We start from the raw sequence: 13,581 nt of genomic DNA, 5'->3' as shown, positions 1-13,581 counted from the left end.
GTCAGACGCGTACCTTCGGCTTGATCTCCTCGTATTTCTTTGCCCCTATGCCGCTTACGTCGCGGAGTTGGTCGACCTTGGTGAAGGCGCCGTGGGTGGTGCGGTAGTCGATGATGCGGGCGGCCAGGACCTCTCCCACGCCCGGCAACTGCTCCAACTGGTCGGGGGTGGCGGCGTTCAGGTCCAGGACGGCTGCTTCTGGTGGGGTGACGCCGGCAACCGCAGCCGCGGCGGTGGCGCCCACCAGGATCTGCTCGCCGTCCGTCAGGCGTCTGGCCAGGTTGACCGAGCCGAGGGGCGCTCCTTTGCGCACGCCTCCGGCGGCCGTGACCGCGTCGGTCACTCGGGCGCCCATGGGGAGCGAGTAGACGCCTGGTCTGCGCACCTTGCCGGTGACGTGGACCGTCACCTGGGCCGTCGGGGAGGATCGGGGTGAGGCGGCGGGTGAGGCGGCGGGCTGAGGGCTGGAGATGGGCGTGGGGGCGGCCAGTGGCTCCGGGGTGGGCTGGGAGCGCCAGAGGAAGAAGCCTGCGACGAGCACGGCGACGGCGGCCAAAGCCAGCAGAGCTCGCAGCCCCGGCCTGCCTGGGTCCAGCGCCGAGGTGCTCACGGCCGCGCGGAACGCCTGGAAGGTGGCCGGCACCTGGGCGAGAAGGGGAGCGCGCTCAGGATCGGTGATGGATCGCAACCGGGACTCGGCTATGGCCCGCTCTGCGGTGGGATCTGAAGTGCGCACGGCGGAGAACCTACGTGGCAGCTCACCCTACGCATCCAGCCGAACAGCGTTCTGTGGACAACCGACACAGCCGACAGCCGCCTTGGGGACAACGAGAGACAAGAATGATCAGTTCGAAAACCGACCACTTATAGGCGGCGGCACGGTCAAGTCGAGGTGACCGTCAGTCCCAGCATGCCCGGTCCCACGTGGACTCCGACCACCGCTCCCATTTCCACCACCTGTGACCTCACCAGTCCAGGCAGCCGTTTGCTCAGCCGTTCGGCCAGGGAGGCGGCGCGGTCCGGGGCCGCCAGGTGCTGGACCGCGATCTCCACGGCCCCCTCCCCCGCCGCCCGCACCGCCAGGTCCTCCAGCCGGGAGATAGCCCGGCTGGAGGTGCGTACCTTCTCCAGCAGCGAGATGCGCCCGTCCACCAGATGCAGCAGCGGTTTGATCATGAGGGCCGAGCCCACCAGCGACGCCGCGGCCCCGATGCGGCCGCCCCTGCGGATGTACTCCAGGGTGTCGACGTAGAAGAACGAGCGGGTCCGCTCGGCGCACCGCCGGGCGGCCTCCGCCACCGACTCCAGGGGGTCGCCGGCCGCCGCGGCGCGGGCCGCCGCCAGGACCGGGTAGCCGAGGCCCATCGCGATGGAGCGGCTGTCGATCACCTCGACCGGCACGGGGGCGTCCGCGGCCGCCGCGAAGGCGGAGTGGACCGTACCGGAGAGCTCTCCCGACAGGTGGATGGAGACGACGCCCGTCGCACCGGCCGCGGCGAGCTCCTCGTAGCACTGCGCGAAGCGCGCGGGCGCAGGCCGCGAAGTGGTCGCTAACGCCAAATCTCCGGAAAAATCCCACTCATCGCAGGACTTGTCCTCGCAGATCACTTGTACGGGGACAGCTCTGACGCCCGGAAGGTCGGCCAGATATGCGGTGGAATCGGTGACTACGGCGACAGCTGGCGACATGAACCGAGGTTAACTACTGGACCGGAGTCCCACCCCGCCAGACCCGGCGTGGCTTGAGTCCGAAGGACCAGGCGAAGGCGCCCTCGTGGTCGGCGTCCCACTGGACGATGTCCGCCAGGCGGCCCGGCGCCAGGACGCCGCGGTCGGGAGCGCCGAGCACGTTGGCGCCACCGAGTGTGGCGGCGCGCAGCGCGTCGTTGACGCTCATCCCGAACGCCGACACGGCCATCGCGATGACCAGCGACATCGAGGTGATGCCGCAGTGTCCGGGGTTGTGGTCGCTGCCGAGCGCGATCTGCACGCCGTGCTTCATCATCTGGCGGACGGGCGGGAGGTTGCCGCGCTGGAGCGCGGTGGCCGGGCAGACCACGGCGGGCACGCCGTAGCGGGACATGATGGCGATGTCCTCGTCGGACATGTGGTGCAGCCCGTCGGCGGAGGCGCAGCCGAGCTCGGCGGCGAGCTGAACGGCGCCGCGCCGGCTGAACTGGCCCCCGTGGATGCGCGGCAGCAGGCCGACGTTGCGGCCCGAGGCGAGCACCCAGCGGGACTCCTCGGTGGTGAAGTGGCCCTCGTCGCAGTAGACGTCCACGCTGTCGGCGCCGGCCGCCGCCGCGTCGGCGCACCAGGCGCCCACGGCCTCGACGTATTCACGCTGGCGGCCGAAGTATTCCGGCGGGACCACGTGCGCCGCGAGGAAGGTGACGTGCACCCGCGGCATCATCGGCTCCTTCTCCAGCTCGCGCAGGAGCCGCACGTCGGCGAGCTCGCCGTCGCGGGTGAGGTGGTAGCCGGTCTTGGCCTCGACGGTCGTGGTGCCGGCCAGCAGCCAGTCACGCAGGCGTTCGCGTACGCCGTTGCAGAGCGTCCAGGGGTCGGTGCCGCGGGTCACGGTGACGGTGGAGCCCACGCCGCCACCAGCGGCGGCGATCGACGCGGAGGTGGAGCCGCCGGTGCGGATGGCCAGCTCGGCGTAGCGGTTGCCGGCGTAGACCGGGTGGGTATGGGCGTCGATGAGGCCGGGCGTGACGAGCGCGCCGCCCAGGTTTTCGACATGATCGACGTCCACGATGTCGTCGACGACACCGGGCACGCTCTGCGGCAGGTCGGGCGCCCGCCCGACCCACGCGATGCGATCGTTGTGCACGAGGATGGCCGCGTTGCTGAGGACTTCGTTGCCGGTCCAGAGGCGGCCGATGTTGGTCAGAAGCCGAACGGTCACCGCATCACCGCCCCACGCTTGAGCAGCACACAGCGCACGGCTGCCTGCGCCGCGCCCACTGAGTCCGCTCCGGGTCCGGACGACATGGGGGGTCTCCTGCTCTCATCCGCGAAAAGCCTGCGGTGACCGTATCGCTGGACTCATGATCCGGCGATTTCAGTTCAGTTACGTTATTTCACAGGTGCGCTCGCTGTACAGGGTTATTCGGAAGAAAGCTCACTGATCCCAACCGTCACCCTGCCACACCTTCGCCCACGGACTCCCGCGTGTTTCCTGGATCGCAGGAGTCATCATCCGAAACCTGTGCCTTAGATCGGTAAGGCTGCGCTAATCCTAGCAATCCCAGCGTTGCGGGACCACTACGGCATTTGGGCAGCCCTGCACCCTTTCGAGCGAGAGCTGCCCAGGCGTCCCTCTAAGCGACGCGTTCGACCGGCTTGCCGACGCGCGCAAGCTCCTGATGGAGGCTGGGCAGCACGCGGGCGTGCAGGATCGTGCCGTCGGCGACGTGGTCGACCGAGATCACTTCGCCCTCCTTGTGGGCGCGCGAGATCAGGTCGCTCCTGTCGTACGGGATCAGCAGCGAGATCTCGTGGTCCAGCTGAGGCATCCGGCGCTCGATGAGCTCCATCAGCTCGCCGATCCCGGTGCCCGTGCGGGCGGAGACCACGATGTTGTCCCGTTCGCGCCTGGCGATCCGGTCGAGCACCTCCTGATCGGCGGCGTCGGCCTTGTTGATCACCACGATCTCGGGCACGTCGCTCGCGCCTTCGATGGTGGCGAAGACCTCGCGCACGGCGGCGAGCTGGCCCTCGGGGTCGGGGTGCGAGCCGTCGACCACGTGCAGGATCAGGTCGGCGTCGGCGACCTCCTCCAGCGTGGACCGGAACGCCTCCACGAGCTGCGTGGGCAGGTGGCGCACGAAGCCGACCGTGTCGGCGATCGTGAACACCCTGCCTTCGGGCGTGCGGGCGCGGCGTACGGTCGGGTCGAGGGTGGCGAACAGCGCGTCCTCCACCAGCACGCCCGCACCGGTGATCCGGTTGAGCAGCGAGGACTTGCCCGCGTTGGTGTAGCCGGCGATGACCACGGCGGGCACCTCGCGCCGCTGGCGCCGGCCCCGCATGGTGTCGCGGGAGGTGGACATGTCCTTGATCTGGCGGCGCAGCTTGGCCATCCGCTCGCGGATGCGCCGGCGGTCCAGCTCGATCTTGGTCTCACCGGGGCCACGGCCGCCGATGCCGACGCCGCCCGCGGCGCGACCGCCGACCTGGCGCGACAAGTTGCCACCCCAGCCACGCAGGCGCGGCATGAGGTATTGCAGCTGGGCCAGCTCGACCTGGGCCTTGCCCTCGCGGCTCTTGGCGTGCTGGGCGAAGATGTCGAGAATCAGGGCGGTGCGGTCGATGACCTTCACCTTCACCGTCTCCTCGAGCTGGCGGAGCTGGCCGGGGCTCAGCTCGCCGTCGCAGATCACCGTGTCGGCGCCGGTCGCCTCGACCACGTCACGCAGCTCCAGTGCCTTGCCGGAGCCGATATAGGTGGCGGGGTCCGGGAACTGGCGACGCTGGATGAGCCCTTCGAGCACCAGGGAGCCGGCGGTCTCGGCCAGGAGCCGCAGCTCCTGGAGCGAGTTCTCGGCATCGGTGCTGGTCCCGGAGGTCCAGACGCCCACCAGGACGACTCGCTCGAGCCGCAACTGGCGGTATTCGACCTCGGAGACATCCTGGAGTTCGGTGGAGAGGCCCGCCACGCGGCGCAGCGCCTGGCGCTCCTCGAGGTCCATGTCGCCGTTCTCGAACTCGTCGAGCGCGGAGTATTCGTGCATTCGTGTCATCTCTAATAGGCAACGTCTGGACACCTCAGTGTCTTCCCCGATGGTGACACGACATCCCAGAAGTAATCACCTGGTTATCCCGCGAGCACGTTGACATCTCCGGAGCCGACGGTGAGCCGCAGCTTGCGCGGGGAGTTCGGGTCCTTGTCGACCGTCACGTTCTCCTCGCCGGAGCCCACCTCGGCCTTGACGTCGTAGGCGCCGCCGGGCACGTGCAGGGTCACGTCACCGGAGCCGGCCTCCAGCTCCGCGCTGTCGGGGGCGGTGGTGTACTTCAGCTCGATGTTGCCCGATCCCGCCTCGGCGACGACCTTCTTGCCGGCCAGGCCGGAGGCGTCCACGTCGCCGGAGCCCGCGGTGAGGTTGAGCGGGCCGGTCAGGGACCTGAGCGTGATGTCGCCCGATCCGGCGTCGGCGTCCACCTGCAGCCCCTTGGGGATCTCGATCTTGTAGTTGACGCTGCAGTTGCCCCAGCTCTGCTCGCAGTCGTACCTGATGAACAGGGTGTCGCCGTCGACCGAGTGCTGGGCGTCGGGCTTGCTCTCACGCCACTGGAGCGTCTCGACCACGCGGATGGCGCTGCCGCCGGTCTCGGTGATCACGGTGTCGCCGGACCCGCTCTTGACGTGGAGCCTGGTCACCTTGTCCGTCACCTCGTAGCTGACGGTGTCCTGGTTGGCCGGGCCGCCGAGGCCCGCGAGGCCGCACCCCGACAGCAGTGCGGCGGAGGCGAGGAGTCCACCCGCGATCGCGATCGTCTTCATGCCTTGAATGATCGCCCGTGTTCGGTCCCGCACACATCGGGGATGCCCCGGAACACCACCCGGGGTAACCCCCGCCTTTGACCCGTGGAACCCCTATGGCGTAGCTTTCCTTCCATAATACAAAACTTGGTTTCCACAGAGTGGAAAAGGAGACCCATGGAGATCACCGGCCCGATGCTCGACCGGTTCGACGAGATCCTGACGCCGCAGGCGCTGGACTTCGTGGCGGCTCTGCAGCGAGAGTTCGGCGCCAGGCGTCTGGAGCTGCTCGACGCCCGCCAGGCGAAGCAGGCGGAGCTGTCGGCGGGCGGCACGCTGGACTTCCTGCCGGAGACCAAGGCGGTCAGGGAGGGCGAGTGGCGGGTCGCGCCGCCGGCTCCCGGCTTGGAGGACCGCCGCGTGGAGATCACCGGCCCGGTGGACCGCAAGATGACCATCAACGCGCTCAACTCCGGCGCCAAGGTGTGGCTGGCCGACTTCGAGGACGCCAACTCCCCCCTGTGGGCCAACTGCGTCAGCGGCCACCTCAACCTGCGGGACGCTCTCGACCGGACGATCGACTTCGAGAGCGGCGGCAAGACCTACGCGCTCAAGCCGGACGCCGAGCTGGCCACGGTCGTGGTCCGGCCGCGCGGCTGGCACCTGGACGAGAAGCACGCCCTGGTCGACGGGCGGCCGGTGGCGGCCTCCCTGTTCGACTTCGCCCTCTACTTCTTCCACTGCGCCCAGCGGCAGCTCGACAAGGGGCGGGGACCTTACTTCTACCTGCCGAAGCTGGAGTCGCACCTGGAGGCGCGGCTGTGGAACGAGGTGTTCGTCCGCGCGCAGGAGCTGCTGGGGATCCCGCAGGGCACGATCAGGGCGACCGTGCTCATCGAGACCTACCCGGCGGCGTTCGAGATGGAGGAGATCCTCTACGAGCTGCGCGACCACTCGGCGGGGCTGAACGCGGGGCGCTGGGACTATCTGTTCAGCGTGATCAAGAAGTTCCGCACCCGGGGCCGCGAGTTCCTGCTGCCGGAGCGCAACGCGGTGACGATGACGGCGCCGTTCATGCGCGCCTACACCGAGCTGCTCGTGCGTACGTGTCACAAGCGCGGCGCGCACGCGATCGGCGGGATGGCGGCGTTCATCCCGTCGCGCCGCGACCCCGAGGTGAACGCGACGGCGCTGGAGAAGGTGCGCGGGGACAAGACGCGCGAGTCCGGTGACGGCTTCGACGGGTCCTGGGTGGCCCACCCCGACCTGGTCCCGGTCTGCCGGGAGGTGTTCGACGGCGTGCTCGGCTCCGCGCCCAACCAGCTCGACCGGCTGCGCGAGGACGTCAGCGTCTCGGCCGACGACCTGCTGTCCGTCTCGGAGACGCCGGGCGACATCACCGAGACCGGGCTGCGCAACAACGTGGACGTGGCGCTGCGCTATCTGGCCGCCTGGATGGGCGGGCTCGGCGCGGTGGCGATCCACAACCTCATGGAGGACGCGGCCACGGCGGAGATCTCCCGGTCGCAGATCTGGCAGTGGATCCACAACGACATCACCCTCGCCGACACCGGCACGCCGGTGACCAAGGAGCTGGTCGAGCGGATCATCGCGGAGGAGCTGGCGAAGATCGCGGCCCAGCCGGGTTACGACGAGGAGCTGTACGGCCAGGCGACGGCGCTGTTCACGGAGGTGGCGCTGGACGACGACTTCGCCGACTTCCTGACGCTTCCCGCCTACGCCCGCATGCCGTAAGTGTCGCCATATATTTACAGATATAGGGCGAGCATGCGGGAGGCGTCATGCTGGACACGCTGATCGAGGCGCTGCGTGGCGTGCTGCCCGTCGAGTGGGTGATCACCGACCCGGTGCGGCTGCGTACCTACGAATGTGACGGACTCACCTACCATCGGGCCACGCCCGGCGTGGTCGTGCTGCCGGAGACGGCGGAGCAGGTCGCGCGGGTGGTCGGGCTCTGCAATGAGTTCGCGGTGCCGTTCGTGGCCCGGGGGTCCGGCACCGGCCTGTCCGGTGGCGCGCTGCCGCGCGAGGACGGCGTGCTGATCGTCACCTCCAGGATGCGCCGCATCCTGGAGGTGGACCTGCCCAACCGCAGGGCGGTGGTGGAGCCGGGCGTCACCAACCTGGCGATCACCGAGGCGGTGCGCGACCAGGGCTACTACTACGCGCCCGACCCCTCCAGCCAGCAGATCTGCTCCATCGGCGGCAACGTGGCGGAGAACTCCGGCGGCGCCCACTGCCTGAAGTACGGCTTCACCGTCAACCACATCGAGGCCTGCGAGATCGTCACCCCCGACGGCGACCTGGTGACGCTCGACCGGATGGACCCCGGCTACGACCTGCTGGGCGCGTTCGTCGGCTCCGAGGGCACGCTGGGCATCGCCACCAAGATCACTGTACGGCTGAGCCGCGCGCCCCAGGCGGTCACCACGGTGCTGGCCGCCTTCGAGAGCATCGAGCAGGGCGGCAAGGCCGTCTCGGCGATCATCGGCGCGGGCATCGTGCCCGCCGCGATCGAGATGATGGACGCCCTGGCCATCGAGGCGGCCGAGGCGGCGGTGGCCTGCGCCTACCCGGCCGGCGCCGGCGCGGTGCTGATCGTGGAGCTGGACGGGCCCGCCGTCGAGGTCGAGCGGCAGTTCGAGCGGCTGCGGGAGATCTGCTCCGACGCGTTCGAGCTGCGGGTGGCGGCGGATCCGGCGGAACGGGCGGCGATCTGGAAGGGCCGCAAGTCGGCGTTCGCCGCCGTCGGGCGGATCAGCCCCGCCTACATCGTGCAGGACGGCGTGGTGCCGCGCACCTCGCTGCCCCGGGTGCTGGCCGAGATCGACCGGCTGTCGGCCGCGTACGACATCAGGGTGGCCAACGTCTTCCACGCCGGTGACGGCAACCTGCACCCCCTGGTGCTGTTCGACGACGCCGAGCCCGGGGCCGGCGAGCGGGCCGAGGCGGTCTCGGGCGCGATCCTGGACCTGTGCATCGAGCACGGCGGCTCGATCACCGGAGAGCACGGGGTGGGTGTGGACAAGGCGAAGTACATGCCGAAGATGTTCTCCGAGGCGGATCTCGACACCATGCAGCTCGTCCGGTGTGCCTTCGACCCCCGGGGCCTGTCCAACCCGGGCAAGGTCTTCCCCACGCCGCGACTCTGCGGCGAGGTGCCGGGCGTGCGCAAGGGCGTGCATCCTCTGGTGGAGTCCGGCCGGGCGGAGCAGTTCTGATGCCGTCGCAGGAGCTGGCCGGGACCGGCGTGACGCTCAGGGACGCCGGCCCCGGCGACGCCGTGTGCGGGGTGACCCCCACGTGGGTGGCCCTGCCGGAGACGACCGGGGAGGTGTCGGCGGTGCTGCGGGCCTGCGCCGAGCACGATCTGGCGGTCGTGCCCACCGGCGGCGGCACCAAGCTGCACTGGGGTCCCGCGCCGGAGCGGTGCGACGTGCTGCTCGACCTGTGCTGCATGAACGAGATCGTCGAGCACGCGGCGGGTGACCTGGTCGTGCGCGCGCAGGCCGGGGTGACGATGGAAGCGCTGTCGGCGGCGCTCGCGGAGCGGGGGCAGGAGCTGGCGCTGGACCCGCCGTTCGCCGAGGGCAGCACGGTCGGCGGCACGCTCGCCGCCGCCGTGGCCGGCCCGCGCGCCTTCCGGTACGGCACCGCCCGCGACCTGCTCATCGGCATCACGGTCGTGCTGCCCGACGGGACGATCGCCAAGTCCGGCGGCAAGGTGGTCAAGAACGTCGCGGGCTACGACCTGGGCAAGCTGTTCACCGGCTCCTTCGGCACGCTCGGGGTGATCGCCGAGGCCACGTTCCGGCTGCATCCGCTGCCCGTGGAGCGCCGCTGGATCGTCGCCGTGGTGGATCCGCCGCGGGTCTCCCCGGCCGAGCCGTGCCAGGCCGGGGAGCTGGCCGCGATGCTGGCCGCCGCGCAGCAGGAGCCCAGCGCCGTGGAGCTCGACTGGCCGCACGGGCAGGGGCCCATCTGGATGACCGTGCTGGTCGAGGGGACCGCCGCGCACGAGCGGGCGCGGGTGCTGCGCGCCCGGATGGGCGGCGTGGTCAAGGACGTCAGGGACGAGCCACCACCGAACTGGGGGCTGATCCTCAACGACGACGTCCTGGCCGAGGTGCGCTTCGAGCCGGCCGAGCTGACCCGGGTGCTGGACGCGGTGCACTACAGCGGGTTCTCGCTGCGCGGCTCCGCCGTGGCGGGCCGGGTCTGGCTGGAGCTGTGGGGCGACCACGGCGCGGACAAGACCATCGACGCGGTGGCCGCGCTGCGCGCCCGGCTGGACGACATCGGCGCCCGCCTGACCGTGCTGGCCACGCCGTACGAAGGCGTGGAACGGTGGGGGGCCGTCGGGTCGCTGCCGCTGATGCGGCGGGTGAAGGAACGGTTCGATCCCGGGCGCAGGATGTCCCCCGGCCGGTTCGTGGGAGGGATCTGACGTGGACCCGGAGCTGATCAACGACTGCGTGCACTGCGGGTTCTGCCTGCCCACGTGCCCGACGTACGTGCTGTGGGGCGAGGAGATGGACTCCCCGCGCGGCCGCATCCACCTGATGGACCAGCACGTCAAGGGCACGCCGGTGACGCCGGAGATGGCGGGCCACTTCGACGCCTGCCTCGGCTGCATGGCGTGCGTGACCGCCTGTCCGTCCGGGGTGCGCTACGACCGGCTGATCGAGCAGACCCGGGCGGTGGTGGAGCGGGAGCACGAACGCGACCCCCGCGAGCGGGCGGTGCGCGGCCTGGTGTTCAGCCTGTTCCCCTACCCGCGCAGGCTGCGGCTGCTGCGGCCGGGGATGCGGCTGGCCGAGCGGCTGGCGCCGTTCCTGGAGCGGGTCCATCCGAGCCTGGGCGCGATGGCCGGGCTGGCGCCGCCGGCGCCACGGCGGCAGCGGATGCCACGGGTGGTGCGGGCCAGGGGCGCGCGCCGGGCCGTGGTCGGCATGCTCACCGGGTGCGTGCAGGGCGAGTTCTTCCCGCAGGTCAACGCGGCCACGGCACGGGTGCTCGCGCTGGAGGGCTGCGACGTGGTGATCCCTCCGGGGCAGGGCTGCTGCGGGGCGCTGAGCGTCCATTCCGGGCGCGCGGACCAGGCCAGGCGGCTGGCCCGCCGCACGGTCAGGACCTTCCGCAGGGCGGGCGTCGACACGGTCGTGGTGAACGCGGCCGGCTGCGGCTCGTCGATGAAGGAGTACGGCGAGCTGCTCGGCGAGGAGCCCGGCTTCCGGGTCCTGGACCTGTCGGAGTTCCTGGCCGAGCTGGGACCGGTGGCCGAGCGGCACCCGCTGCCGCTCACCGTCGCCTACCACGACGCCTGCCACCTGGCCCACGCGCAGGGCGTCCGGGCCCAGCCGCGCGAGCTGCTGCGCGGCATCCCGGGGCTGGAGCTGCGCGAGGTGCCCGACGCGGCGATCTGCTGCGGCTCGGCCGGCACCTACAACATCTTCCAGCCGGAGGCGGCCCGCGAGCTGGGCGACAGGAAGGCCAGGTCGGTCGGCTCGACCGGCGCCGAGCTGCTGGTGTCGGCCAATCCGGGCTGCACGATGCAGATCGTCGCGGCGATGCGGCGCGGCGGCGCCGACATCAGGGTGGCGCACACCGCCGAAGTGCTGGACGCCTCGCTGCGCGGGGTGAGTTTGTGAGCGTGCAGTCGGTCGAGCGGGCGCTCGACGTGCTCGAAGCGCTGGCCGAGCACGGTGGCGAGGCGGGGCTGTCGGAGATCGCTGCCAGGACCGGGCTGCCGTACGGGACGATCCACCGGCTGCTGCGGACCCTGCTGGCGCGCGGCTACGTGCGTCAGGAGTCCGACCGGCGCTACGCGCTGGGCGGCGGCCTGGTACGGCTCGGCGGCGTCGCGGAGAGCATGGTGGCTGTCTGGGCGCAGCCCTACCTGACCCGGATGGTGGAGCTGTCGGGTGAGACGGCGAACATGGCGGTGCTCGAAGGCGACTTCGTCGTCTACGTGGCGCAGGTGCCCTCACCGCGCAGGCTGCGCATGTTCGCCGAGGTCGGCCGGCGGGTGCTGCCGCACAGCACGGCCGTGGGCAAGGTGCTGCTGGCCGGCCGGGCGGCCGGCGAGGCGCTGCCGGTGTTCGAGCGGACCGGGATGCCCCGGCGCACGCCCAACACGATCACCGACGGCCCGGCCATGATGGCCGAGCTGGAGCTCGTGCGGGCCCGCGGTTACGCCATGGACCTGGGCGAGGAGGAGCTCGGCGTGCACTGCATGGCCGTACCTGTCCGGGACGGGGACCGGGTGGTGGCGGCCATGTCGGTGTCCGGCCCGGCCGAGCGGATCGACGCGCTGGATCGCGAGGAACTGGCCGAGAGCATGCGCGGCATCGCGCACGCGTTCGGCGCGGAACTCAGGCCGGTGATCGGCGAAGGCTGAGAAAACGGCGCTCGCCAGCTATGGTGTTGCGCTATGAGCAACAGCTCAGTGCAATCAGTCGACAGGGCCATCGCGATTCTGGAGATCCTCGCCCGGGAGGGCGCGACCCGGGTGACGGATCTGGCCAACGCGCTGGACGTGCACAAGTCCACGGCGTTCCGGCTGCTGACCGCTCTGGAGCAGGGCGGGCTCGTCGAGCAGAGCGGCGACCGGGGGCGCTACCGGCTCGGATTCGGTGTGGTGCGGCTGGCGGGCGCCGCCACGGCCCAGCTCGACCTGGCCAAGGAGAGCAGGCGCGTCTGCCGGCGGCTGGCCGAGCAGGTGGGCGAGACCGTCAACGTCGCGGTGCCCCAGGACGGTTACGCGGTCAACATCAGCCAGGCGCGTGGCCCGTCGGCGATCAGCGGGCACAACTGGGTCGGCCAGCGCACCCCCTCGCACGCCACCTCCAGCGGCAAGGTGCTGCTGGCCCACGACGCGTTGCTGCTGCCCGACGAGCTGGAACGATTCACCCCCATGACGATCACCGACGTCCGGCTGCTGGGGCTGGCGGAGATCAGGCGGCGCGGCTGGGCCTTCACCGTGGAGGAGCTGGAGCTGGGCCTGAACGCGGTGGCCGCGCCCATCATGGGCAGCGACGGCTCGGTGGTGGCGGCGGTCAGCGCCTCCGGCCCCTCCTACCGGCTCACCCCGCAGCGGCTGCCCGAGGTGGGCGAGATCATGGCCCAGGGCGCGCGGGAGATAAGCCAGCGCATCGGCTATTACCGTTGAGGGCATGTGCCGAAGCATCAAGACCCTGCGCCCGCCCTACACCGAAGACGTGACCGAGGACGATGTACGAGCCGCGGCCCTGCAGTATGTCCGGAAGATCTCCGGCTTCCGGGCGCCCGCCGCGCACAACGCCGAGGCGTTCGACCGGGCCGTGGAGACCATCACCAAGGCGTCCGAGGAGTTGCTGGCCGCCTTGCAGGTGCGCGGCGCCCACTGACACCCCCGCTTGCGGCGGATCAGGCGGTTCGGCGGCGCCCCCGTTGCGGGGCGGGCGGTTCGCGGCGCCCGGTTCCGGGTCAGGAGGTCGGGAGCCTGATGGGGCGGTCACCGGAGCAGCCGAGCTTGAGCTCCACGTCCTCACCCTCGCCCGCCTCGAACTCCAACTCGGCCTCACGGCCGGGGCCCGGCTCGACGCCGTCCACGGAGTAGCCCTGGGCGGGGCTCCACGAGCGCAGCGTCACCAGGCCGCCGGAGCAGGAGGCGATCACCGTGCCGCCCGGCGTGCGGATGAGCTCGCCCCCGGGCGGGCCCGGCGTCGCCGTGGCCGTCTGCGGCGGGGTCGGCGTACGGGGCACGGCGGGTGTCCCGGACGGCGAGGCAGCGTGCGTCCGGGTGGCGAGCGCGGCGCGGGCCTCGTCCTGGCTCATCACCTGGCCGGACGTGCCGGTCAGCGCGCCGCTGACCAGGCCGAGCGCCGCCACGGCGGCACCGGTCGCGGCGATCGCGGTGGCCACCCAGGCCACAACGAATCGCTTCATCCCATCACCTCCGCGCCCAAGCCATCATCATTCCGTCACCTCGGTGGCCGCCCAGGACGGAACGGGTCGGTTCACCTCGTCACCTGGGCCAGGACAGGTCGCTTCACCTTGCCACCTTCCCCCACATACGGCTAAGGCCA

The 13,581-nt window shown here is 71.0% G+C and carries 13 protein-coding genes; 7 read left to right on the top strand and 6 right to left on the bottom strand.

Annotated features, from left to right (window positions below; all coding sequences use genetic code 11):
• Position 1: 1 nt before the first annotated feature.
• From IEY87_RS27675 to IEY87_RS27655, 5 genes are all read right to left on the bottom strand, one after another.
• A complete protein-coding gene (locus IEY87_RS27675) occupies positions 2 to 736 on the bottom strand; it encodes a ComEA family DNA-binding protein (protein WP_225278200.1) in 735 nt (244 codons plus the stop codon).
• Positions 737 to 882: 146 nt separating this feature from the next.
• Entirely contained in the window at positions 883 to 1,689 is an 807-nt protein-coding gene (locus IEY87_RS27670; protein ID WP_189141700.1) for a DegV family protein, read from the bottom strand.
• A gap of 13 nt (positions 1,690 to 1,702) precedes the next feature.
• Positions 1,703 to 2,911, bottom strand: coding sequence for an imidazolonepropionase (gene hutI, locus IEY87_RS27665; RefSeq protein WP_189141699.1), 1,209 nt, complete (start codon positions 2,909 to 2,911; stop codon positions 1,703 to 1,705).
• 415 nt (positions 2,912 to 3,326) lie between these two features.
• Positions 3,327 to 4,739: a GTPase HflX gene (hflX, locus tag IEY87_RS27660; RefSeq protein WP_189141748.1), complete on the bottom strand. Its 1,413-nt coding sequence runs from the start codon at positions 4,737 to 4,739 to the stop codon at positions 3,327 to 3,329.
• 83 nt (positions 4,740 to 4,822) lie between these two features.
• Positions 4,823 to 5,512 carry a DUF4097 family beta strand repeat-containing protein gene (locus tag IEY87_RS27655; RefSeq protein ID WP_189141698.1) on the bottom strand — a complete coding sequence of 230 codons (690 nt, stop codon included), beginning with the start codon at positions 5,510 to 5,512 and terminating at the stop codon, positions 4,823 to 4,825.
• A gap of 156 nt (positions 5,513 to 5,668) precedes the next feature.
• Between IEY87_RS27655 and aceB the strand changes: the two genes are divergently transcribed.
• Genes aceB through IEY87_RS27620 form a run of 7 tightly spaced genes read left to right on the top strand, consistent with a single transcriptional unit; the run spans position 5,669 to position 12,900 of the window.
• Positions 5,669 to 7,246, top strand: coding sequence for a malate synthase A (gene aceB, locus IEY87_RS27650; RefSeq protein ID WP_189141697.1), 1,578 nt, complete (start codon positions 5,669 to 5,671; stop codon positions 7,244 to 7,246).
• Between the two features lie 47 nt (positions 7,247 to 7,293).
• Complete coding sequence (locus IEY87_RS27645; RefSeq protein ID WP_189141696.1) at positions 7,294 to 8,733, top strand: FAD-linked oxidase C-terminal domain-containing protein; 1,440 nt, start codon at positions 7,294 to 7,296, stop codon at positions 8,731 to 8,733.
• Positions 8,733 to 9,959 (top strand): FAD-binding oxidoreductase, encoded by a 1,227-nt coding sequence (locus IEY87_RS27640; protein WP_189141695.1) that lies wholly within the window; start codon positions 8,733 to 8,735, stop codon positions 9,957 to 9,959. Before IEY87_RS27645 ends, IEY87_RS27640 begins: the two co-directional genes overlap by 1 nt.
• A 1-nt stretch (position 9,960) precedes the next feature.
• Positions 9,961 to 11,163 carry a (Fe-S)-binding protein gene (locus IEY87_RS27635; protein ID WP_189141694.1) on the top strand — a complete coding sequence of 401 codons (1,203 nt, stop codon included), beginning with the start codon at positions 9,961 to 9,963 and terminating at the stop codon, positions 11,161 to 11,163.
• Positions 11,160 to 11,912, top strand: coding sequence for an IclR family transcriptional regulator (locus IEY87_RS27630; RefSeq protein ID WP_189141693.1), 753 nt, complete (start codon positions 11,160 to 11,162; stop codon positions 11,910 to 11,912). Before IEY87_RS27635 ends, IEY87_RS27630 begins: the two co-directional genes overlap by 4 nt.
• A 33-nt stretch (positions 11,913 to 11,945) precedes the next feature.
• Positions 11,946 to 12,683, top strand: coding sequence for an IclR family transcriptional regulator (locus IEY87_RS27625; RefSeq protein ID WP_225278201.1), 738 nt, complete (start codon positions 11,946 to 11,948; stop codon positions 12,681 to 12,683).
• Between the two features lie 4 nt (positions 12,684 to 12,687).
• Entirely contained in the window at positions 12,688 to 12,900 is a 213-nt protein-coding gene (locus tag IEY87_RS27620; protein ID WP_189141692.1) for a DUF2277 domain-containing protein, read from the top strand.
• Between the two features lie 79 nt (positions 12,901 to 12,979).
• Here IEY87_RS27620 and IEY87_RS27615 read toward each other — a convergent pair whose 3' ends face one another.
• Positions 12,980 to 13,441, bottom strand: a complete 462-nt coding sequence (locus IEY87_RS27615) for a septum formation initiator (protein ID WP_189141691.1) — start codon at positions 13,439 to 13,441, stop codon at positions 12,980 to 12,982.
• Positions 13,442 to 13,581: the final 140 nt, after the last annotated feature.

The organism is Nonomuraea glycinis (assembly GCF_014646515.1).
Lineage (GTDB): Bacteria > Actinomycetota > Actinomycetes > Streptosporangiales > Streptosporangiaceae > Nonomuraea > Nonomuraea glycinis.
The sequence above is the reverse complement of the archived record's forward strand: the minus strand, read 5'-3'. Positions and strand labels throughout refer to the sequence as shown.

Bases quoted from the DNA above. Each gene is read 5' to 3' on its own strand.
- IEY87_RS27655 (WP_189141698.1), bottom strand. From the start codon at position 5,512: ATGAAGACGATCGCGATCGCGGGTGGACTCCTCGCCTCCGCCGCACTG.
- IEY87_RS27625 (WP_225278201.1), top strand. From the start codon at position 11,946: ATGAGCAACAGCTCAGTGCAATCAGTCGACAGGGCCATCGCGATTCTG.
- IEY87_RS27645 (WP_189141696.1), top strand. From the start codon at position 7,294: ATGCTGGACACGCTGATCGAGGCGCTGCGTGGCGTGCTGCCCGTCGAG.
- IEY87_RS27620 (WP_189141692.1), top strand. From the start codon at position 12,688: ATGTGCCGAAGCATCAAGACCCTGCGCCCGCCCTACACCGAAGACGTG.
- hflX (WP_189141748.1), bottom strand. From the start codon at position 4,739: ATGCACGAATACTCCGCGCTCGACGAGTTCGAGAACGGCGACATGGAC.
- aceB (WP_189141697.1), top strand. From the start codon at position 5,669: ATGGAGATCACCGGCCCGATGCTCGACCGGTTCGACGAGATCCTGACG.
- IEY87_RS27615 (WP_189141691.1), bottom strand. From the start codon at position 13,441: ATGAAGCGATTCGTTGTGGCCTGGGTGGCCACCGCGATCGCCGCGACC.
- IEY87_RS27640 (WP_189141695.1), top strand. From the start codon at position 8,733: ATGCCGTCGCAGGAGCTGGCCGGGACCGGCGTGACGCTCAGGGACGCC.
- IEY87_RS27670 (WP_189141700.1), bottom strand. From the start codon at position 1,689: ATGTCGCCAGCTGTCGCCGTAGTCACCGATTCCACCGCATATCTGGCC.